Consider the following 20,004-nt stretch of genomic DNA (forward strand, 5'->3'; position numbering starts at 1 on the left):
TGCAGACCAAGGCCGTTCGCTCCCCCAGCGGCTACAAGCTCAACGGAGTCAAGAGCCTCGTGCCTGCTGCCGGCAGTTCCGAGCTGTTCGTCATCGCCGCAGAACTCGAAGGCCGTCCGGCATTCTTCATCGTCGAGTCCGATTCCAAGGGCCTCGTCGTCGAAGCCGACCCGAGCATGGGCCTGCGCGCAGCCGGCCTGGGTCGCCTGATCCTGACCGACGTCGCGGTTCCCGAGTCGGCCCTGCTCGGCGACGGTGACGCAGACCAGCGTGCCGCCGAGTACAGCGCTGCGATCGGCCTCGCGCGACTCGGCTGGGCATCGCTGGCCGTCGGTACGAGCCAGGCCGTACTCGACTACGTCATTCCGTACGTCAACGATCGTGTCGCCTTCGGTGAGCCGATCAGCAATCGCCAGGCCGTGGCATTCATGGTCGCCAACATCGCCATCGAGCTCGACGGCATGCGGTTGGTCACGTTGCGCGGCGCTTCGCGGGCCGAGCAGGGACTGTCGTTCACTCGTGAATCGGCGCTCGCCCGTCGACTCGCCTCCGAGAAGGGCATGCAGATCGGTTCCGACGGCGTGCAGCTGCTCGGCGGTCACGGCTTCACCAAGGAGCACCCGGTCGAGCGTTGGTACCGCGATCTGCGGTCCGTCGGCGTCGCCGAGGGCATCGTTCTCATCTAGCTCGCCGCCCCGAATTTCCATGGCACTCACCCAAGGACATACACGATGATCAATCTTGAACTTCCCAAGAAGCTTCGGGCGCAGGCGAATCAGGCTCATCAGGTCGCTGCCGAGATCTTCCGCCCGATCTCCCGCAAGTACGACCTCGCCGAGCACGAGTACCCGGTGGAACTCGACACCATGGCGTCGATGGTCGAAGGCATGTCCGACGCCGGTGGCGAAATCGGCGGAGCCGCCGGTGGCCGCGAGAAGGACAGCGAGTCGGCCAAGCCCAGCAAGACCGCGAACGCCAACGGCGGCAACATGTCCGCTCTGGTGAACGTGATCGAGACCTGCTGGGGCGACGTCGGCCTCACCCTGTCGATCCCCTACCAGGGACTCGGTAACTCGGCCATCGCCGCGGTGTCCACCGACGAGCAGCTCGAGCGCTTCGGCAAGGTGTGGGCTTCGATGGCCATCACCGAGCCCGGCTTCGGTTCGGACTCCGCAGCTGTCACCACCACCGCCGTCCTCGACGGCGACGAGTGGGTACTCAACGGCGAGAAGATCTACGTCACCGCCGGCGAGCGTTCCACCCACATCGTGGTGTGGGCCACGGTCGACAAGTCGCTCGGCCGCGCGGCCATCAAGTCGTTCGTCGTCCCGCGTGACGCTCCGGGCCTCTCGGTCGCCCGCCTCGAACACAAGCTGGGCATCAAGGCGTCCGACACCGCAGCCCTGCTGCTCGAGGACTGCCGCATCCCGAAGGACAACCTCCTCGGTACCGCCGAAGTGAACGTCGAAAAGGGCTTCGCCGGCGTCATGCAGACGTTCGACAACACCCGTCCCCTGGTGGCAGGCATGGCGATCGGCGTCGCACGTGCGGCTCTCGAAGAACTGCGTTCCATCCTGGTGGACGCCGGAGTCGACATCTCCTACGAAACGCCCGCCTACAACCAGCACGCGGCGGCCGCGGAGTTCCTGCGCCTCGAAGCGGACTGGGAGGCAGCACATCTGCTCGCACTGCGTGCGGCGTGGATGGCCGACAACAAGGAGCCCAACTCCCTCCAGGCCTCGATGTCCAAGGCCAAGGCCGGTCGCTCGGCAGTCGACATCACCCTCAAGGCAGTCGAATTGGCCGGCACGTACGGCTACTCGGAGCGCCCGCTTCTCGAGAAGTGGAGCCGCGACTCCAAGATTCTCGACATCTTCGAGGGAACGCAGCAGATTCAGCAGCTGATCGTTGCTCGCCGCGTACTCGGAAAGTCGTCGGCAGAACTGAAGTGACACCTGGCTCGTCGTCGAGCCGAAGAGTAACCGCTGAACGGCACCGGACCTTGCGTCCGGTGCCGTTTTTCGTGTGTGAGAAAGAAAAATCGGGAGCCGGTGTCGATATCGTGGTCTGTCGAACGTCGTCATCGTGTACGGCGACTCGCGCCGCGACACCGAGGTACCGACCCCAGGAGCGCATCATGAAGTACATCCTCTTGATCAACGCAGACACCGCGCCCGGAGCAGCACCGGGCTGCAGCAGTGTCGAGGACTGGATGACCTACGAGAAGGAGATGAAGGACGCGGGCGTTCACGTCTCCGGTCACGCGATGGTTGATCTCACCACGGCCACGGCTGTGCGCGTCGACGCCGCCACCGGAGAACGCAGTGTCACCGACGGACCGTATGCCGAATCTCATGAGGTTCTCGGTGGCTACGACGTCATCGACGTTCCCGATCTGGACGCTGCACTCGAATGGGCGGCCCGATGCCCGGGCTCCAAGGACGGCGGCTCGGTGATCGTACGTCCCCTTGCAGAATTCTGACCTGCGGGACCGTTCGATGAGCGAGTCCGATGTTCATCGAGCTCTCGACTCGGTCTTCCGCGCCGAGCGCTCGATTCTGCTCGCCTCGCTGGTGCAGCGGTATCGCGACCTCGACCTCGCCGAAGAAGTGACCTCGGACGCCATCGAATCGGCCCTGAAACACTGGCCGGTCGATGGTGTCCCGGCCAAGCCTGGTGCCTGGTTGCTCACCACTGCCCGGCGGAAGGCAGTCGATCGCTTGCGGCGCGACCAGACCCTGGCCGCGAAAGTCGGGGTGCTGCAGGCGGATACGGATCGTAGCGAACCGAGTCGCTTGAATTCGCTCGACGAGACCCTGCCCGACGACCGACTGCAGTTGTTCTTCACCTGCGCGCATCCTGCCCTTGCCGCCGGTGACCGGCTCGCACTGACTCTTCGATGCCTGGCCGGTCTCACCACCGGTGAGGTCGCCCGGGCTCTGCTCATCCCCCCGGCGACAGCAGCGCAGCGAATAGTGCGAGCCAAGAACAAGATTCGGGCCGCACGGATACCGTTCCGTCTCCCGGGCCCGGACGAGTTGGCAGGCAGGGTCCCGATGGTGCTCGAGGTGATCTATTCGATCTTCACCGAGGGCTATTCGGCGACGTCGGGTGATCACGTCGGACGAATCGATCTCACCGACGAGGCCATCGGGATGGGCCGTCTCCTGTACGCCGCATTGCCGACGGAGTCCGAGGTGTTGGGTCTACTGGCGCTGATGTTGCTCGTCGATGCCAGACGCGACGCGCGAACCGGACCGGACGGTGAGATCGTCTTGTTGGCCGACCAAGACCGTCGACTCTGGAATGCCGAGTTCATCGCCGAGGGTAGGGAACTCGTGGTCGTGGCTCTCGGCGGCGGCCGGAGCGGTCCTTACGCTCTACAGGCTGCCATTGCTGCACTGCACGACGAATCACTCGACGCCGACAGCACGGACTGGCCTCAGATCGTTGCCCTGTACGACGTACTCATGACGCGGGCACCGAGCCCGATCGTCGCGCTGAACCGGGCGGTTGCGCTGGCGATGCGCGACGGTCCCGCAGCCGGTCTGCACGAATTGGACCTGCTTGTCGACGAGCCGTCCCTACGCCGCTATCACCCGTATCCCATGGCGAGAGCAGATCTGCTGCAACGACTCGGCAGGTTCGAAGAGGCGGCAATCGACTATCGACGAGCGTTGGATTTCGCCCGAACCGCACCGGAGAAAAGCCTGCTTCGCGCTCGGCTCGCGGAGGTGCGCGCGTACCCCGGTCAGGCCGACAGCACCACGTCCACCTGATCTGCAGTCAACGAGCGGTCTGAGTACACCAGGCGTACTGCGTCGACATCGGGGTTGCCGACGTCGGGTCCACGGGCGATCAACTGCAAGCCCGCGCGCTCGGCCACTCGGGCCGACGCGACGTTGTGTTCGAGGAGGTACGCCACGATCGGCAATTCGGGCTCGGTTCGGTGCGCACACTCGACTCCGATCTCACACATCTCCGTTGCGTACCCGTTGCCCTGTGCGTCGGGATGGAGGCGATACCCGAGATTCCAGAAGGTGTTCCGCCGCTTCGAGCATCCGCCGTAGCCACTGATCGTGCGGCTGCCGCGCTCACGAATGATCCACGTGGACAGTCCATCCCGCCGCCACTGCTCCGCCCAGCTCTGCAACATTCGTTCGGTTGCACCGGGATCGGTGTGTCGCAGGCTCGGGAAGTGCGTCCACGACTGCGGGTCGCTGCAGATCGCGTACAGCTCATCGAGATCCGTGCCGACCGGCTCGTCGAGATCGAGACGCGAGGTTCGTGTTGGCACACCATGGATCCTAGGGGTGAAGAAGTCTGGTAGACCGGTGGTACACGATCGAGCGAAGGGTGTCACCGTCATGGCCGAATGGATCAAGAAGATGGAAGAGAACGCGAAAGGCCTCATCGCCGAGGCAGAGCAGGAACTGACCGCACTCGAAGGCGTGGACACCGTCGACCTCACTGCCGATGATGCGGACGACGAGGGCGGCCCCGCCCCTTCCGAATCGGTCACCAGTGACGATGCCCGCGAGCAGATCACGGACTGAACTCCCGATACGGACCGGTCGACCGCGACCGTACTGGACGGCTCAACCGTCGAACAACGACCAACAGATACTGCTTCTTCTCTCCTGGTCTTCCAGCACCAGTTTTCGCACATTGTTCGGGAGCCGGTCGCGCTGCCATTCGAGTTCCTTCAGACCTGCACTCGGCTCCAGGCCGTCACGCGCGGCCGCCCGAGCTGCCTTGATGGCATAGGCGGCCGCTCCGAGGTCGTGTTCGGGTACGTGTGCCACACAGGCTGCCTGCCCCGCAGCGTATGCGGCGAAGCGAGCGCAACCGTGCAGCGGCCGTGCCGCACCCATGGCGTGCCCGCCGAGGGCGCGGGTGGCCATCATCGCGAGCTCGCCGCGCGTCCACCCACGAATGCCCTCGATTGCCTCACGCGGCCGCGGGTCGGAAGGTTCGAGCTCCTCGAACAGGTGGAGAACATGTTCGGCACACTCGGCCGCCCAGAGCGCGAGGCTCCGATGGTCGTCGTCGGACAGAAGGCCGCCGCGATGCACGGTGATGAGGCGCGGATCTCGGACGGCGGGGAGAATCATGCGAGGCGAACCTTCCGGTATCGAACGTGCAGACTGCGGCCGAGAGTCCGTTCCGGACCCATCCGAGCACGCAAAAAGACCCAGGACATATGTCCTGGGTCTTCTTCAGTAGTAGCGGGGACAGGATTTGAACCTGCGACCTCTGGGTTATGAGCCCAGCGAGCTACCGAGCTGCTCCACCCCGCGTTGCGTCTATGAAGTTACTCCCGTGCGTACAACCAATGCAAATCACGTGACTTCTCCGCGCTCTCGCGCACCCCGAACGAGTACACCGCGACGCGTCACGGCACGCGTTTATCACGCCGAACGCCGCAGAAAATAGTGCTCCGCGTCTCTTTTGAGGCGTGTTTCGAGTCACATAACGTTCGGGTTACGAAGTAGAAACATTAGCGCCACGAGCTGGTCTGAGCTGCGGAAACACCCCCTCGCGTCCCACTATGTGGACATCGACTATCCCATTCCGGCTCAGTGACGGTGAACGGATCCTCGACTACCTTCACGGACGGCCCTAAACCGCTGGGCCTGCACCACCCCGCCGCTCCTTTCGCTCTGCCCCGCGGGTGTGGTCCCCAAGACGTACGGGGGCAGAGCCGCGACGATACGAAGCGCCTGGTCACCCATCGCCATCCACACCGGCGAGGTGATTGCAGGCCAGTCGCGCCAGTCGAGCGCGGAGAGGATTCACCCCGAATGACCACACTGAACAATGTTGGCAAGCGCGCACTCGGATTGGCCGTCATCGCAGGTGCCGCTGTAGCAATTCCCCTCGGCGTCTCCGCCGGAACCGCCAGCGCAGCCCCGAACAACTGGGACGCGGTCGCACAGTGCGAGAGCGGTGGCAACTGGAGCATCAACACCGGAAACGGCTACTACGGTGGCCTGCAGTTCTCGCAGAGCACCTGGACGGCCAACGGCGGATCCGGATCACCGGCCAACGCATCAAAGGCCGAGCAGATCCGCGTTGCGGAGAACACCCTTCAGACCCAGGGACCGGGCGCATGGCCCGTGTGCGGTCAGCAGCTGAGCAAGGGTGCCTCCGCTCCCGCGCCCGAGGCAGCTCCCGCACCGGCACCGCAGCCGGCTCCCGCACCGGCACCGGCACCGGCCGTGGCTCCCGAGGCCGCAGCGGCCACGCAGGCTGCACAGGGCGCGTTCGACGCGGCGTCCAAGCTGGCCGACCAGTACGGCTTGAGCACGCAGTTCCAGCACTTCGTTGCTGCCAACGCCCCGGTGCTCGCGCCCATCGGACGCTGATCACCCGGCAGTTCGTCGAACTGCCACTCACCTAGGCGTTGTACCGCTGTACCGCGTGAACGAGCCAGGTGACGAACGACGAAAGAGCCGCCTCACCATTCGGTGAGGCGGCTCTTTCGCTCGGTCAGCGGGCCGTGGCCCTACCGATCAGTTACCTGCCTGGTTGTAGGTATCGACGGCGGTCTGCAGATCCTCCAACGCAGTACCGAGCTCCGCGAGATTTCCGCTCTGCTGCGCAGTGCGCACAGCCGCGAGTGCCGAATTCAATTCGGACACGGCCGCATCCCTGGTCGTCGAACCGCCGGTGGCCGGCGCCGGAGTTGCCGCAGGCGTGCCACCGTCGGACGGTGCGGTCTCCGGCACGGCACCGGGCTGCGCGGTTCCGTCGGTCTCACCGGGTGCGGTGACAGTGCGTCCGGCACCCGCTCCGAAGACCTGCTCGATCGCTTCGGGCAGCGTCGCTGCGTATCCGACGCGACCCTCGTAGGAAACCAACACTCGAATCAACTGCGGATACGCCGACGCCTCGTTGGTACGAGAGGCGTACACCGGTTCCACGTAGATCAATCCGCCGTCGCCGACCGGGAGGGTCAGCAGGTTTCCGAACTCCACGGTGTTCTCTCGGCGCACGATACCGAGACTCTCGGACACGTCGGTCGTGGTCGTCATCTGGTTCTGTACCTGATTCGGACCCTGCGTGGATGTATCCGTCGGCAATCTCAACACGGTGATCTTGCCGTAGTTCTCCGGATCGGAATCCGCACTGACGTACGCGCCCAACACCTCTCGGCGGTAACCGACCAACGCACTGGTCAGCTGGAACGACGCCTGATTCTCCTGGTTCGAGATATCGGATGCGACGACGTAGTACGGCGGCTGCTTGGCCGCGGTGTTCTCTGCGGTCGGGTCGGTGGGAACCTCCCAGAACGCGTTGTTGGTGAAGAACTCTCGCGGATCGTTGACGTGGTACTTGGTCAGCAGTTCACGCTGGACCTTGAACAGGTCTTCCGGGTAGCGGAAGTGATCGCGCAGTTCGTCGGACACCTGGTCCTTCGGGATGACGGTTCCCGGGAACACGCCTTCCCATGCCTTGAGAACCGGATCGTTCTCGTCCTGCTCGTAGAGCTTGACGGTGCCGTCGTAGGCATCGACGGTGGCCTTCACCGAGTTTCGGATGTAAGACACCTCTCGGCTCGGCAGCGCACGTGTCGTCGTCGACTCGATGCTGTCGGCAGTGGCGTCCTCGAGCGACATGCGCTGGGCGTACGGGAAGTTGTCCAACGTGGTGTACCCGTCGATGATCCAGACGAGCTTGCCCTCGACGATCGCCGGGTAGGTCGATCCATCCGTGGTCAACCACGGTGCGACCTTCTGTACGCGGTCGCGGGGGTCACGGTTGAACAGGATCTTCGACTCGTCCCCGATCACGCTCGAGAACAAGATGTTGCGCTCGGCGTACTTGCTGGCGAACACGAGTCGATTGAAGAAGTTACCGACGTCGACGCCTGCGGCACCGGTGTAGGTGTAACTCTTGCTGTCGGTGTCGTACTCGCGGGGCTCGCCGGTGGAACCGACGATCGAGTAGTCGGCATCGGAGTTGGCGATGACCGGGCCGAAGTAGATGCGCGGCTGATCCAGGTCGCCGGGTCCGTCCTTGCGGATGGTGCCCTCGGAATCGTTCTCGATCCAGTTGACCTGGTAGTTCGGGTAACCACCGCGTCCGCCGCTGGACTCGTCTGCGACGGCCTCGTCGACGGAGTTGGCCGGCGCTGCGACGAAGCCGTTTCCGTGTGTGAACACGGTGTGGCGGTTGATCCAGTCCCGCTGGTTCGCGTCGAGCGTCTGCGGTGAGATCTCGCGGGCTGCAACAACGTAGTCGCGCAGGTTGCCGTCCGCATCCGGGTACCGGTCGACGGCCAGCGTGTCGGGGAACCCGTAGAAGTTACGGATCTGACGCTGCTGGGTGAAGGTGGGCGCGAGGATGTTGGGGTCGAGCAAACGAATGTTGGACATCGTGGCCGACTCGGACGCCACCTCGCCGGGGCTCAATGCCGCTTCACCGGAATAGTCCCGATAGGTGACCACGTCGTCGTTCAAGCCGTACGCGTCCCTGGTTGCCGCGATGTTCCGCTCGATGTACGTGCTCTCCTTGTCCGCCGCGTTCGGGCGCACCGAGAACTGTTCCATCACCAACGGCCAGACGGCACCGATGAGGATCGACGACAGCACCAACAAAGCCGTGGCCAACGCCGGGATACGGAGATCACGCAGGAATATCGCTGCAAAGAAGGCGATCGCACAGATGACGGCGATTGCCAGCAGGATCAGTTTGGCCGGCAACACCGCGTTGATGTCGGTGAAGCTGGCACCGGTGAACGTCGGCTCCTTGCGACTGCTCGACAGCAGCGTGTACCGATCGAACCAGTACGCGATGGCCTTCAGCAGGACGAAAGTACCGGCCAGAACCGCGAGTTGAATCCGCGCTGCGCGAGTGAGTGCACCCTCGCGCCCGGCGAGACGAATTCCACCGAACACGTACTGCGTCACCAGGTTCGCGAAGAAGGCAACCAGGACGGCGACGAACAGCCAGTTGAGGATGAACCGGTAGAACGGGAGGTCGAACGAGTAGAAACCGACATCCAGATTGAACTGCGGGTCGGTTATGCCGAAGTCGCCGCCGTGGATGAACAATTGCACGGTCGCCCAATTGGTCTGGGCGATCATGCCGGACAGGAACCCGAACACCACAGGAATTCCGATGCCGAACAGGCGCAGTCGGCTCATCACCGTGGTGCGGTATCGCGCGATCGGATCGTTGGGCCCGGCGACGGGCACGAACACCGGACGGTTGCGGTACGCCACCGCCAGAGCTGCGAACACGATGAGTCCCACAACCAGGGCGACGACGAAGAAGATCACCAACCGCGTCAGCAGAGTGGTGGTGTACACGCCGCGGAAGTCGACTTCGCCGAACCACAACCAGTTCGTGTACACGTCGATCAGACGGGGACCGATGAGTAGCAAACCTGCTGCTACCAAGGCCAATACGAGCAAGATCCGGCTGCGCCGCGACAAGGACGGCATGCCGGTGGGGGGCCTCATGCCCACGAGCCACACTCCAACTTCGGGCGACGCCGACCGGCGCCGCAGATGACTTCGGCGGCGCACTCGCCGTGCGCCGCATGTCCGTTTCGCCCTACTGTACGTACGTTGATCCTACGGCTGCGACGCCCGTACCGCGGCCACAGCGGACCGCAGGTCAGGAGCCTCGCATCCGAGGAACCATCCGAATGCGAGGATAGTGCGGTGAGCAACGACAGCGACGGACTGCCCGGCCGAGACGATTTCGGTGTCGAGTTCGACCCCGAGACGGGTGGACAGGATGTGGCCGACGCCTTGGCGCGGTGCGCGCGGGAGGTGGCGGACTTCGTCGATGCCGGCGGATGGCACCAGGCACCCCAGATGTTCGCCTTGGTGCCCACAGCCGCACTCGCCGCAGCCGAGCCGGGACTGCTCGACGATTTGGCCGACGGCGCTGCCCTGACTCCGATCCAACAACATTCGCTACCCGAGGACATCACCGGCGGCTCCCCCGCCCTGGACGAGTTCCTGGCCACCTCCACGTGGCCCGAGGGTGTCGTCGGATGCGCCTTGGTCCAAGAGATCGTAGTTCTTCCCCCGGCAGCCGAATCGACCCTCGACGATGCCTTGATCCCGCTGCTCGCCGATCCCGATGCGGCCGACCAGGCCGCTCGCTCGGCTGCCGAGAACCACCCCGAGAAACGAGATGCGCGATTGATCGTCGCGGTCCTCAAGGACGGTCCGTCCCTGACTCTTCTGCAGTTGCACCCGGACGAGGACGCCGATCCATTCGCACCCATCGACCTTCGCATCGCGGAGGACCTGGCCCCCAACGTCGTGCACGGTCTCTACGCCACGTTCGACGCCGTCGACGACGACTAGCGACAGGGCTGGGTCAGCTGCAGGACGGCACGTCGCCGCCAGAGCCGATCGCCTGCAGCGAGTCGATTGCACCGTCCAACGATTCGACACGCACCAGCCTGAGGCCGTCGGGGACGTTCTGTTGCGCCTCACCGCAGTTCGCATCCGGTACCAGGAACGTGGTGGCTCCGGCTTCACGGGCGGCGATCAGTTTGTACGGAATGCCGCCGATGGGGCCGACCGTGCCTTCGGCGTCGATGGTCCCCGTCCCCGCGACGAACTCTCCGTTGCTCAGCTCACCGGGACTGAGCTTGTCGACCACGGCCAGGCTGAACATCAGTCCGGCCGACGGTCCACCGACGTCGGCAAGGTTGAACGTCACGTCGAACGGCACGTCCGGCTGCTCCTCGGGCGTGACGCCGAGGTATCCCAACGCGTCGTCGTCGGGCCGGGCTTCGAGCACCACCGAATCCGTCCGCGTCGTGCCGTCCCGGACGTACTCGATATCGATGGAATCACCCGGGGCCCTGGAGCTGACCGCCTCGCGGACCGCGGACGCCGTGGAAACAGGGGCTCCGTCGACCGAGACGAGCGTGTCCCCCACGTTCAGCACGCCGGCAGCGGGCCCGTCATCGGCCACACTCGCCACCGCGAGCGTCACCGGCAGATCCAGATGATGCAGCGCGGCGAGTTCGGCGCTGGACTCCGACTCCTCGAAGTCCGCCTGATTGCCCTCCTGCACTTCTTCCTTCGACATGTCCGGCGGGTAGACCTCCTCGCGCGGAACGAGTCCTTGCCTGCCGCTGGCCCAGAAGCCGAGTGCCTCGAACAGATTGAGCTGATCGCGCACGGCCACGGTCGTCATGTTCAAGTGGCCCGCGGTGGGGTCGACCTCGGTTCCGTCGATCTGCACCACGGGTACCCCGTCGACGTCACCGAGAGTGTTGTACGTCGGGCCGGGGCCGAGAGCGGCGAACGGAACGGTGACGACCGAGCCCGTGACGCCCAGCACCACCACAGGTACCAGCGCAGCGACAAGAGTGGCGATCCTTCGGTTCACTCCGTAGACACTAGATCCGAATACGGTCGACGGTGCAGACCGCCCCTACCGAGTACGTCCGCGCCGACTTCTCACGGCTCGGACTGTTCGCCGTCAGCGTGACGATCCACCACTCTCTACGTTCGTCGGGCTTGTACCGTTGAGTCATGAGCAATTTTGGTTTCGGTGCCTCCGACGACGACCCGGACAAGAAGAAGGATCCGGACGGCTCGGGCAACCCTGCCGGTTTCGGCTTCGGCGGCGAGGGATTCGACCCCGCACAGCTGGGCCAGATGCTCACCCAGTTCGGCCAGATGCTCAGCGGCATGGGAGCTGCGGGCGGAACCGGGTCGGGGCCGGTGAACTACGACCTCGCCAAACAGCTCGCACGTCAGCAGATGGGCGATTTCAGCCCGGTGTCGGCAGGCGAACGTGAGGCCATCACCGACGCCGCACACCTGGCCGAACTGTGGCTGGACGGGGCGACGACATTGCCGGCCGGTGCTACGAAGACCGTTGCATGGACACCGGTCGATTGGCTCGACAACACGATCGACACCTGGAAGCGCTTGTGCGACCCGGTCGCCGAGCAGATCTCGGGCATGTGGACCTCCGGCCTGCCCGCCGAAGCGCAGCAGATGGCAGGTCCGATGATGGGCATGCTGACGCAGATGGGCGGGATGGCGTTCGGCTCGCAGCTCGGCCAAGCACTCGGCCAGCTGTCCAAGGAGGTGCTGACCTCCACCGACATCGGCCTGCCCCTCGGACCGTCGGGAACAGCGGCGTTGCTGCCGTCTGCCATCTCGTCGTTCAGTGAGGGACTCGAGCAGCCCGACCGTGAGGTGTTGGTGTTCCTCGCCGCACGCGAAGCCGCCCACCAGCGGCTGTACAGCCACGTTCCGTGGTTGCGGCAACGGGTTCTGGCCACCGTCGAGGAGTACGCGCGGGGGATCAGGATGGACTTCTCGGCCATCGAGGAGGCCGCCGCAGGACTCGACCCGTCCGCGTTGACCGACCCGTCGAAGATCGAGGCGATCCTGCAGCAGGGTGCTTTCGAGCCACAGACGACGCCGGAGCAGAAGCACGCTCTCGAGCGTCTCGAGACACTGCTCGCCCTGGTCGAAGGATGGGTCGAGACAGTGGTTGCATCAGCTCTGGGCGACCGCCTGCCCGGTGCCGTCGCACTCGGCGAAACGATCCGACGCCGCCGGGCGTCGGGAGGCCCCGCCGAACAGACCTTCGCGACGCTGGTCGGCCTGGAACTGCGACCCCGCAAGGTTCGCGAGGCCGCCGAGCTGTGGCGTCAGCTCCTCGCCGCAGCCGACGTCGAGGGACGCGACGGTGTGTGGGCACACCCCGATCTTCTGCCGGATTCCTCGGACCTGGACAACCCCGCGGCGTTCATCGACCGCGTGGTCGGCGGTGGAACGTCGAGCTTCGACGACCCGATCGCGCAGCTCGAGGCGATGGAGGCCAAGGAGCGCGCCGAAGCGGCCGAACGCGCCGCGGAAGGCGACGACGAGGGCACCGACGGAGACCCCGAGAAGGGTTCATCCACACCCTGACCCGTCGGGTTCGCGCCACTTCGATCGAGACCGTCGAACGCCTGCTCGGAGGCACTTCCACCCTGTGGATAACGTGCCCTGAGCGGGCGTTCTTCGTTGTCGGCGCTGTCAGAGTGTGTCTCATGATCACACCGACCGTTCGACTCGATCCTGCAGTGGCAATTCTGCCGCGTCGAGACGGCACCGTTCAGTTGGGCTGGAATCCCGAGACCAGCGTCGTCGTCACGCCACCTCCCGGTGCCGAACCGGGCTCGATACTCGAAATACTCCGGCTGCTGGCCGCGGGTCATTCCAGACCTCATATCGTCTGTCACGCAATGACATTGGGACTCTCGGCCAATCGGACCTCGGCGATGCTCGGCGAACTGGAGGACTCCGGGTTGCTGATGCACGGCACGAGAGAACCCGTGGTGCCCGACGCCTCGCCGCATGCGTCGCAGGCCGGATCGGGGACGGTGAAGACCGTCCACCTCGTGGGGCGGGGTCCGATCTCGGACGCGTTGGCCTCCGGTCTGAGTCGAACCGGTGTCACGGTGAGTCGAACGAGTCTGACTCCGACGCGCTATCCGCATTCGGTGGTGAGATCGTGGAACTACGACGTCGTGGTGCTCGCCGACGATCTGGTTGCCGAACCTCGACTGGTGACCGACCTGGTGCGGCTGCGCATCCCACATCTGCAGGTGCGACTGCGAGACGGAAAGGGCATCGTCGGTCCTTTCGTGTTGCCCGGTCGGACGAGTTGCCTGCGGTGCGCAGATCTGACGCGATGCGACTTCGAGCCCGAGTGGCCGCATCTTTCCGCTCAACTGCTCGGCACGGTCGGCCAGGCCAGCAGCGCGACGGTGTTGGCCACGGCAGCGTTCGCGTTCGCTCAGTTGGAGAACCTCATCGGCCGTTCCGACGCCGCGCTTCCCGAGACCGCCGACTGCACCATGGAACTGGACTTCGCAGCAACCGGAACCACCGTGCACAAACGCCTGTGGTCCAAGCATCCTCACTGCGATTGCTGGCACTGACCACACGCGCTTATAGCGAGCTCACCACGACCGATGGGGTCGGCGCGGGGCGGTCCGAGCAATTGTCGGAAGGTTCAGCCATGATGGAGCTGTGTCTGACATACCGCGCCGTGGATCGACTCGTACTGCAAAACTGGCCAGCATTCCCCTCGGGATGGCCGGTCGTGCCGCCATGGGGTTCGGCAAGAAGCTCGCCGGCGGCAATCGTGACGAAATCGATGCGGACATGGCCGCGAAGGCAGCCGAACAGCTCTTCTCCGTTCTCGGGGAACTCAAGGGCGGTGCCATGAAGCTCGGGCAGATGCTCTCGGTGATGGAAGCGGCCGTTCCGGAGGAGTATTCGGAGCCGTACCGCGAGGCGTTGACCAAACTGCAGGCGCAGGGCCCGCCCATGCCCGCGAAGACCGTGCATCGGGTGTTGGACCAGCAACTCGGAACTGCGTGGCGGTCACGTTTCCTCGATTTCGACGACACTGCGATCGCGTCGGCGAGCATCGGACAGGTGCACCGCGCAACCTGGGCCGACGGACGCGATGTCGCGGTCAAGATCCAGTACCCCGGCGCGGACGACGCATTGCGCTCCGACCTCAAGACGCTGTCGCGGTTCGCGAACCTGTTCAGCACGGTGCTCGCGGGCACGGACGTCAAGCCGGTGCTCGAAGAATTGACGGCCCGTACCGAGGACGAGCTGGATTACCGTATCGAGGCCGCGAACCAACGTGCCTTCAGCAAGGAATTCGCAGGCGACTCGCAGTTCGCGATTCCCAAGATCGTCGCCAGTGCTCCCAAAGTCGTTGTCAGCGAATGGATGACCGGCAGGCCGTTGGCCGATGTGATCGCGAACGGGACGGCCGAGGAACGTAACCGGGCGGGCGAACTGCTCGCGTTGTTCGCATTCGTGTCCCCGGCGCGCGCGAAGTTGCTGCACGCCGACCCTCATCCGGGCAACTTCATGATGCTCGACGACGGACGCATGGGTGTCATCGACTTCGGTGCGTGCGCTCCGATGCCCGACGGTCTCCCGCCCGTCCTGGGTCGTATGGTCTCGCTCGCCCGCGACGAGAAGTTCGACGAGCTCGTGGTGTTGTTCACGGAGAGCGGCTTCGTGGTGCCGGGCCGAACGGTGACAGAGAAGGAGATCGAAGACTATCTGCGTCCCTTCACCGATCCGATTCACACCGAATCGTTCCACTTCACCCGGGCCTGGCTGCAGAAGGCCGCGGGCACCGCTGCAGATTTCAACAGTGCGCAGTTCCGCACCGTTCGGGCACTGAACATGCCTGCGGAATACGTGATGATCTTTCGCGTGCTGGGCGGGCTGGTCGGAATCTGTGCCCAACTCGACGCCTACGCGCCGTACATGGCGATCCTCACCGAGTGGATGCCCGGCTTCACCGACTGATTCGTTCGGCGAAACCGGGCACCGGTCTCGGGCGTCATGCTGCGTTCTTGCGTGGCCGTCCCCGGGGACGCTTGCGGGCGATGACGACACCCTGCTCGAGGATCTCGCCGCCCCAGACGCCCCACGGCTCGGCGCGGTCGAGGGCCGCGCTCAGGCAGGTACGCCGGATGGGGCATTGGGCGCACAGCGCCTTGGCCTGCTCGAGTTCGGCAGGGGTGTCGGCGAACCACATGTCGGGGTTCGCCGCTCGGCAGGGCACCGACAAGGCCAGTTCGACCGATTCGGTCGAATACTGTGCAGCGTAGGCACTTTCGGACTCTGGTCGGCATGTCGTCCGGATCGTGGCGGTTGACACGTCGGTCTCCTCTACTTTTCGTGCGGCGTCGTTATCGGTTCGAGGGGTGATGCGAACCAGTCGGCCTCACGCTCGGATAGAGGAACTACCTGAACGAGAAAGGCCACGGTCCGCGAGTGCGGGTCCGTGGCCTGGTGGGGCTTGTCGAAGCGTCTACCGACAGTGAAGTCGGTGTCTGCTGTCGAGCACGGACGCACGTGGTGCGCGATGACGTCGAGCTGCCTGAGCAACTGCTTTCGCTCCTGGTGCCAGGGCGACCTGGGCGGAATTCGACACCGAGTCCGCATATGCGGACTCCTGGATGGGGCCGAAAGCAGAGGAACGAATCCACGTCTGCGCAACAGAGCCTGCGGCGGCGGCATGAGTGCCGAGGGGGGCAACTCCGAACGGTGCCGTGCCGAGGACAGGGCTGAACGCGACGGTTGCGTGGGCAACGGCGGCGTGCAATGTGTTGATCATTTTCTTCAGCTCCTGTTCTGGTCTCGTCGGCGGATTGGACAGTGCGCGATCTCCCGCGGCACGTGAAACAGACTAAGCCCCCTGCCGATATCTGCACAAGTTATTTTCTACCTGCGGTTTTGCGGAAATTTTCGGACCTCCGCGTCACGTGTCCGAGGCTCGCACCACGGTGAGAACTTCTTCGCCGAACCGCTCCAACTTCTTGGCGCCGATTCCCGGAATCGCGACCAACCCACGCTCGTCCTGCGGTTGCTGCTCCGCGATGGCCGTCAGCGTGTTGTCGCTGAACACCACGTACGCGGGCACCTTCAGTTCGCGGGACTTGTCCAATCGCCACGACTTCAGCGCGTCGAGCAGGGCGATGTCGACGTTCGACGGACAACTGTCGCACCGACCCAGCATGGTCGCGGACGTACCGATCAACGGCTTCCCGCACAACCGACACTTGGGCCCGGACTTCTTGGCAGCAGGCGCGGCGATACGCGAGGCGGGGGAGTCCTCGGGGATCAGACCGTTGAGAAACCTCGACCGCCGCCGCGATTTGCGTCCACCCTCGTTGCGGGCGAGCGCCCAGGACAGATGCAGGTGGACACGGGCGCGGGTGACACCGACGTAGAGCAGCCTGCGTTCCTCCTCGACGGCCGCCTCGTTGTTGGCACTGGGATCGTTTCCGATCGCGTGCGAGATCGGCAGAGTGCCGTCGGCGAGACCGACGATGAACACCGCATCCCACTCGAGCCCCTTCGCCGCATGCAGCGACGCAAGGGTCACGCCCTGGACGGTCGGTGGGTGCCGCGCCTCGGCGCGCGCGGCGAGCTCCCCCAACAACTTCTCGAGAGTCAGTTCCGGATCGTGCACCAGAAGTTCTTCGGTGAGCTGCACCAGACCGCCGAGAGATGCCCACTTCTCGCGGGCCTGTGCACCGGTCGGCTCGGTTGCCGTCAGGCCGAGCGGGGCCAACACCGCTCGCACCAGAGCCGGCAGTCCCTCGCCGGCCTGCGCGCCGTCGGGCAGATCGTCACGACCGCCTGCCTGCCGCAACGCGTTGACTCCCTGCCGCACCTCGGGCCTGGTGAAGAACCCCTCGCCGCCGCGCACCTGGTAAGGGATCTTCAGCTCGGTCAACGCCTGCTCGTGTGCCTCCGACTGCGCGTTGATGCGGTACAGAATCGCGATCTCGGCCGGTTCGACGCCCTTCGAGATCAATCGCTTGACCGCGCGCGCTACCCCATCGGCTTCCGCCGGCTCGTCGTCGTACTCGAAGAACTCCGGCTCGGGTCCCGGCTGACGCTGACCGATCAACTGCAGTCGGGTGCCGGCGATGCGACCGCGAGCGGCACCGATCACGCGATTGGCCAGCGACACCACCTCGGGTGTGGAACGGTAGTCGCGCTCGAGCCGAACCACGGTGGCCTCGGGGTACTTCCGTGAGAAGTCGAGTAGATACCGCGGAGATGCGCCGGTGAAGGAATAGATGGTCTGGTTCGCGTCGCCGACGACGGTGAGATCGTCACGCTCGCCCACCCAGGCGTCGAGCACCCGTTGCTGCAACGGAGTGACGTCCTGGTACTCGTCGACGACGAAGCAGCGGTAGCGCTCACGGAACTCGTCGGCCACCGACGAATGTTCTTCCAGCGCAGCGGCCGTGTGCAGCAGGAGGTCGTCGAAGTCGAGCAACATCCCGTCACCACCGCGGGACTTGAGCTCCTCGTAACCGGCGTAGACGGCGGCGACCTTGGTCGCGTCCATCGGAACGTCACGACGATTGCTCGCCGCGATGCGCGGATAGTCCTCGGGTGCGATCAGCGATCCCTTGGCCCATTCGATCTCGCCCGCGAGATCGCGGATGGCGTCCGTCGACGTCGACACCCCGGCACGGTTCGCCGCCTGCGAGACGACGGTGAACTTGCGGTCGAGCAGCTGCCAGCCGGTGTCGCCGACCACCTGAGGCCAGAAGTACTTGAGCTGGCGCATGGCCGCGGCGTGAAACGTACGTGCCTGCACCGGAGGACCGTCTCCCCCGACGCCGAGCTCGCGCAGACGGCCACGCATCTCGCCTGCCGCGCGCGCGGTGAACGTGACCGCCAGCACCTGCCCAGAGGACACGTGCCCGGCAGAGACGAGGTGGGCGATGCGTCGGGTGATCGTACGTGTCTTTCCCGTGCCCGCACCGGCCAGAACGCAGACCGGGCCACGGGGAGCCAGTACCGCCGCGGATTGCTCCGGATCGAGTCCGGCGGTCATCGCGTCGTCAGCCATGAGGACCATTGTGTCAGTGCGTACCGACAGTTCCACCCGGGGCCGAACCGGGTGGCCGACGGCCGATGCAGGTGTCGGCCGGAACAATCGCGCCGGTGCTCCTGTTGACTGTTCACGTGACCACTACCGAGAACACCCCGCAGACCCCGGCCGCGCTGACCGTCTACTCCACCACGTGGTGCGGTTACTGCCGCAGGCTCAAGACCCAGCTCGACCAGGCCGGAATCGAGTACGCCGAGATCGACATCGAGCAGAACCCGGAGTCGGCCGACTTCGTCGGCAGCGTCAACAACGGCAACCATGTGGTGCCGACCGTGCTCTTCGCCGACGGCTCGACGGCCACGAACCCCACTCTGGCCGAGGTCAAGCGCGCACTCTCGCTCTGACCGGACGTCAGGCCGTCGCCGCCCACGCCTCGAGCATTCCCCGTGCGATGGAGATCGAGCCCGGCAGAAGCAACCGGGACGTCGAATCCGATCCCCAGTCGCCCACCTCGAGCGCGGCGAGAACTTCGGCCCGATCGAACCAGTGGGCCTCGGCGATCTCGCCGTCCTGAAAGTGCAGCGGTTGCTCCGGGTCGGCGACGGCGGAGAACCCGATCATCACCGATCGCGGAAACGGCCACGGCTGGCTGCCCAGATACTCGATACCGGAGACGTCGAGGCCCACTTCTTCTCTGATCTCCCGTGTGACACAGGTTTCCAGCGACTCACCGGCCTCGACGAAGCCCGCGAGCACCGAGAAGCGACGCTCGGGCCACGCGGGTGCTCGCGCCAGCAGCACTCGGTCGCCGCCGTCGTGAACGAGACAGATCACCGCCGGATCGGTACGCGGGAATTCCTCGTGACCGGTGGACGTGCTCGTTCGCGACCAGCCTGCGCTCGACGGAACGGACGGCGCGCCGTCGAGTGAGCTGAATTGCGCGCTCGCATGCCAATTGAGGATCGCCAGGGCTCCGGTCACCGTCGACAACGCGGCGCTGTCGAGTCGATCGCCGTCGGTGCGCAGGTCGCCGACCGTGCCCGCCACGACCTCCACCCGGCGGGCCCACAGATGCCGATCGCCGTGAATTCCGAGGAACACCGCATCGGCCGTCGGCTCGGTAGCGAGATCCGCGGCAGAGCCGAACACCAGGCCGTTCTCGTCAACCGGGAATCGGCCTCTGCCGTCCACGTTCAGGATGCGAGCAGTCGGCCAACCCGCTGCCAACGCTGCGGTGTCTCGGCGAAGTTCTTCTGCCCTGTTCAGTGGCGATCGGGACAGTCGAGGGGGGTGAGCGAGTTGGAATTTCGGCACGCGCACGACCCTACTTGGCCGTGACTAGTCGCCGACGCGACGGATGTAGAGCAGTCGGTCGGAGGCCTCGACCGCATCGACTTCCGGCGTACCGACTCGGAACAGTTTGCCGCCCCGCACCACCCCGAGAACGATGTCGGTCAGGTGCCGCGGAGAACCGCCCACCTCGTCACGCTCGACTTCGCGCTCCGCGATCGCGAAGCCCGCCTCCGGCGTCAACAGATCTTCGATCATCTCCACGACGGACGGAGTCGACGTGGCGATACCGAGCAGACGTCCCGCGGTCTCCGAGGAAACGACCAC

Annotated in this window: 19 protein-coding genes, 1 tRNA gene and 1 pseudogene; 11 read left to right on the forward strand and 10 right to left on the reverse strand. The window is 65.1% G+C overall.

Annotated elements, in window-relative coordinates; all coding sequences use genetic code 11:
• The 4 genes from A2J02_RS01700 to A2J02_RS01715 form a co-directional block, all read left to right on the forward strand.
• The coding region (locus tag A2J02_RS01700) for an acyl-CoA dehydrogenase family protein (RefSeq protein WP_197477900.1) at positions 1-686 on the forward strand (686 nt) is incomplete at its 5' end.
• A gap of 45 nt (positions 687-731) precedes the next feature.
• A complete protein-coding gene (locus tag A2J02_RS01705; protein WP_068045941.1) occupies positions 732-1,952 on the forward strand; it encodes an acyl-CoA dehydrogenase family protein in 1,221 nt (406 codons plus the stop codon).
• A 185-nt stretch (positions 1,953-2,137) separates the two neighbouring features.
• The gene (locus A2J02_RS01710; RefSeq protein WP_068045944.1) at positions 2,138-2,482 is read left to right on the forward strand and encodes a YciI family protein; all 345 of its coding nucleotides are present in this window, start codon (positions 2,138-2,140) and stop codon (positions 2,480-2,482) included.
• Between the two features lie 16 nt (positions 2,483-2,498).
• On the forward strand, positions 2,499-3,779 hold the full coding sequence (locus tag A2J02_RS01715) for an RNA polymerase sigma factor (RefSeq protein ID WP_068045947.1): 1,281 nt from the start codon (positions 2,499-2,501) through the stop codon (positions 3,777-3,779).
• Here A2J02_RS01715 and A2J02_RS01720 read toward each other — a convergent pair.
• A complete protein-coding gene (locus A2J02_RS01720; RefSeq protein ID WP_068045951.1) occupies positions 3,752-4,297 on the reverse strand; it encodes a GNAT family N-acetyltransferase in 546 nt (181 codons plus the stop codon). The two genes, A2J02_RS01715 and A2J02_RS01720, sit on opposite strands and share 28 nt — an antisense overlap.
• Positions 4,298-4,313: 16 nt before the next feature.
• On the opposite strand from A2J02_RS01720, the gene A2J02_RS01725 reads away from it, so the two are divergent.
• Complete coding sequence (locus A2J02_RS01725; protein WP_231893691.1) at positions 4,314-4,556, forward strand: hypothetical protein; 243 nt, start codon at positions 4,314-4,316, stop codon at positions 4,554-4,556.
• Between the two features lie 42 nt (positions 4,557-4,598).
• On the opposite strand, the gene A2J02_RS01730 is transcribed toward A2J02_RS01725, so the two are convergent.
• Positions 4,599-5,114, reverse strand: a complete 516-nt coding sequence (locus A2J02_RS01730; protein ID WP_068045955.1) for a putative immunity protein — start codon at positions 5,112-5,114, stop codon at positions 4,599-4,601.
• A 112-nt stretch (positions 5,115-5,226) separates the two neighbouring features.
• Positions 5,227-5,300 (reverse strand) — tRNA-Met (locus A2J02_RS01735).
• Between the two features lie 504 nt (positions 5,301-5,804).
• Here A2J02_RS01735 and A2J02_RS01740 point away from each other — a divergent pair.
• The gene (locus A2J02_RS01740) at positions 5,805-6,368 is read left to right on the forward strand and encodes a transglycosylase family protein (protein WP_068045957.1); all 564 of its coding nucleotides are present in this window, start codon (positions 5,805-5,807) and stop codon (positions 6,366-6,368) included.
• Between the two features lie 147 nt (positions 6,369-6,515).
• Here the strand turns inward: A2J02_RS01740 and A2J02_RS01745 are convergent, their stop codons facing one another.
• The gene (locus tag A2J02_RS01745; protein WP_176460494.1) at positions 6,516-9,476 is read right to left on the reverse strand and encodes a UPF0182 family protein; all 2,961 of its coding nucleotides are present in this window, start codon (positions 9,474-9,476) and stop codon (positions 6,516-6,518) included.
• 276 nt (positions 9,477-9,752) lie between these two features.
• Between A2J02_RS01745 and A2J02_RS01750 the strand changes: the two genes are divergently transcribed.
• Entirely contained in the window at positions 9,753-10,331 is a 579-nt protein-coding gene (locus tag A2J02_RS01750) for a PPA1309 family protein (protein ID WP_176460511.1), read from the forward strand.
• Positions 10,332-10,344: 13 nt separating this feature from the next.
• On the opposite strand, the gene A2J02_RS01755 is transcribed toward A2J02_RS01750, so the two are convergent.
• Positions 10,345-11,370: a YlbL family protein gene (locus A2J02_RS01755; RefSeq protein WP_068045962.1), complete on the reverse strand. Its 1,026-nt coding sequence runs from the start codon at positions 11,368-11,370 to the stop codon at positions 10,345-10,347.
• A 146-nt stretch (positions 11,371-11,516) separates the two neighbouring features.
• On the opposite strand from A2J02_RS01755, the gene A2J02_RS01760 reads away from it, so the two are divergent.
• The 3 genes from A2J02_RS01760 (at position 11,517) to A2J02_RS01770 (ending at position 15,332) form a co-directional block, all read left to right on the forward strand.
• Positions 11,517-12,914: a zinc-dependent metalloprotease gene (locus tag A2J02_RS01760; protein ID WP_068045963.1), complete on the forward strand. Its 1,398-nt coding sequence runs from the start codon at positions 11,517-11,519 to the stop codon at positions 12,912-12,914.
• 122 nt (positions 12,915-13,036) lie between these two features.
• Complete coding sequence (locus tag A2J02_RS01765) at positions 13,037-13,930, forward strand: hypothetical protein (protein ID WP_068045965.1); 894 nt, start codon at positions 13,037-13,039, stop codon at positions 13,928-13,930.
• A 91-nt stretch (positions 13,931-14,021) separates the two neighbouring features.
• The gene (locus A2J02_RS01770) at positions 14,022-15,332 is read left to right on the forward strand and encodes an ABC1 kinase family protein (RefSeq protein WP_068045967.1); all 1,311 of its coding nucleotides are present in this window, start codon (positions 14,022-14,024) and stop codon (positions 15,330-15,332) included.
• A gap of 34 nt (positions 15,333-15,366) precedes the next feature.
• On the opposite strand, the gene A2J02_RS01775 is transcribed toward A2J02_RS01770, so the two are convergent.
• From A2J02_RS01775 to A2J02_RS01785, 3 genes are all read right to left on the reverse strand, one after another.
• Positions 15,367-15,687 carry a WhiB family transcriptional regulator gene (locus A2J02_RS01775; protein ID WP_068045970.1) on the reverse strand — a complete coding sequence of 107 codons (321 nt, stop codon included), beginning with the start codon at positions 15,685-15,687 and terminating at the stop codon, positions 15,367-15,369.
• Between the two features lie 153 nt (positions 15,688-15,840).
• Positions 15,841-16,146 (reverse strand): hypothetical protein, encoded by a 306-nt coding sequence (locus A2J02_RS01780; protein ID WP_068045974.1) that lies wholly within the window; start codon positions 16,144-16,146, stop codon positions 15,841-15,843.
• Positions 16,147-16,290: 144 nt separating this feature from the next.
• Entirely contained in the window at positions 16,291-18,405 is a 2,115-nt protein-coding gene (locus A2J02_RS01785) for an ATP-dependent DNA helicase UvrD2 (protein WP_373455157.1), read from the reverse strand.
• 116 nt (positions 18,406-18,521) lie between these two features.
• Here A2J02_RS01785 and A2J02_RS01790 point away from each other — a divergent pair, with 116 nt between their 5' ends.
• Positions 18,522-18,791 carry a mycoredoxin gene (locus tag A2J02_RS01790; protein ID WP_032398313.1) on the forward strand — a complete coding sequence of 90 codons (270 nt, stop codon included), beginning with the start codon at positions 18,522-18,524 and terminating at the stop codon, positions 18,789-18,791.
• A gap of 7 nt (positions 18,792-18,798) precedes the next feature.
• Here A2J02_RS01790 and nudC read toward each other — a convergent pair whose 3' ends face one another.
• Both nudC and A2J02_RS01800 read right to left on the reverse strand, forming a co-directional pair.
• The gene (gene nudC, locus A2J02_RS01795; RefSeq protein ID WP_068045985.1) at positions 18,799-19,701 is read right to left on the reverse strand and encodes an NAD(+) diphosphatase; all 903 of its coding nucleotides are present in this window, start codon (positions 19,699-19,701) and stop codon (positions 18,799-18,801) included.
• A 24-nt stretch (positions 19,702-19,725) separates the two neighbouring features.
• A pseudogene (locus A2J02_RS01800) lies at positions 19,726-20,004 on the reverse strand (potassium transporter Kef); the annotation flags it as partial.

This window comes from Rhodococcus sp. EPR-147, from assembly GCF_001647185.1.
GTDB lineage: Bacteria > Actinomycetota > Actinomycetes > Mycobacteriales > Mycobacteriaceae > Rhodococcoides.

Bases quoted from the DNA above. Each gene is read 5' to 3' on its own strand.
- A2J02_RS01705 (WP_068045941.1), top strand. From the start codon at position 732: ATGATCAATCTTGAACTTCCCAAGAAGCTTCGGGCGCAGGCGAATCAG.
- A2J02_RS01710 (WP_068045944.1), top strand. From the start codon at position 2,138: ATGAAGTACATCCTCTTGATCAACGCAGACACCGCGCCCGGAGCAGCA.
- A2J02_RS01715 (WP_068045947.1), top strand. From the start codon at position 2,499: ATGAGCGAGTCCGATGTTCATCGAGCTCTCGACTCGGTCTTCCGCGCC.
- A2J02_RS01730 (WP_068045955.1), bottom strand. From the start codon at position 5,114: ATGATTCTCCCCGCCGTCCGAGATCCGCGCCTCATCACCGTGCATCGC.
- A2J02_RS01740 (WP_068045957.1), top strand. From the start codon at position 5,805: ATGACCACACTGAACAATGTTGGCAAGCGCGCACTCGGATTGGCCGTC.
- A2J02_RS01760 (WP_068045963.1), top strand. From the start codon at position 11,517: ATGAGCAATTTTGGTTTCGGTGCCTCCGACGACGACCCGGACAAGAAG.
- A2J02_RS01765 (WP_068045965.1), top strand. From the start codon at position 13,037: ATGATCACACCGACCGTTCGACTCGATCCTGCAGTGGCAATTCTGCCG.
- A2J02_RS01780 (WP_068045974.1), bottom strand. From the start codon at position 16,146: ATGATCAACACATTGCACGCCGCCGTTGCCCACGCAACCGTCGCGTTC.
- A2J02_RS01785 (WP_373455157.1), bottom strand. From the start codon at position 18,405: ATGGCTGACGACGCGATGACCGCCGGACTCGATCCGGAGCAATCCGCG.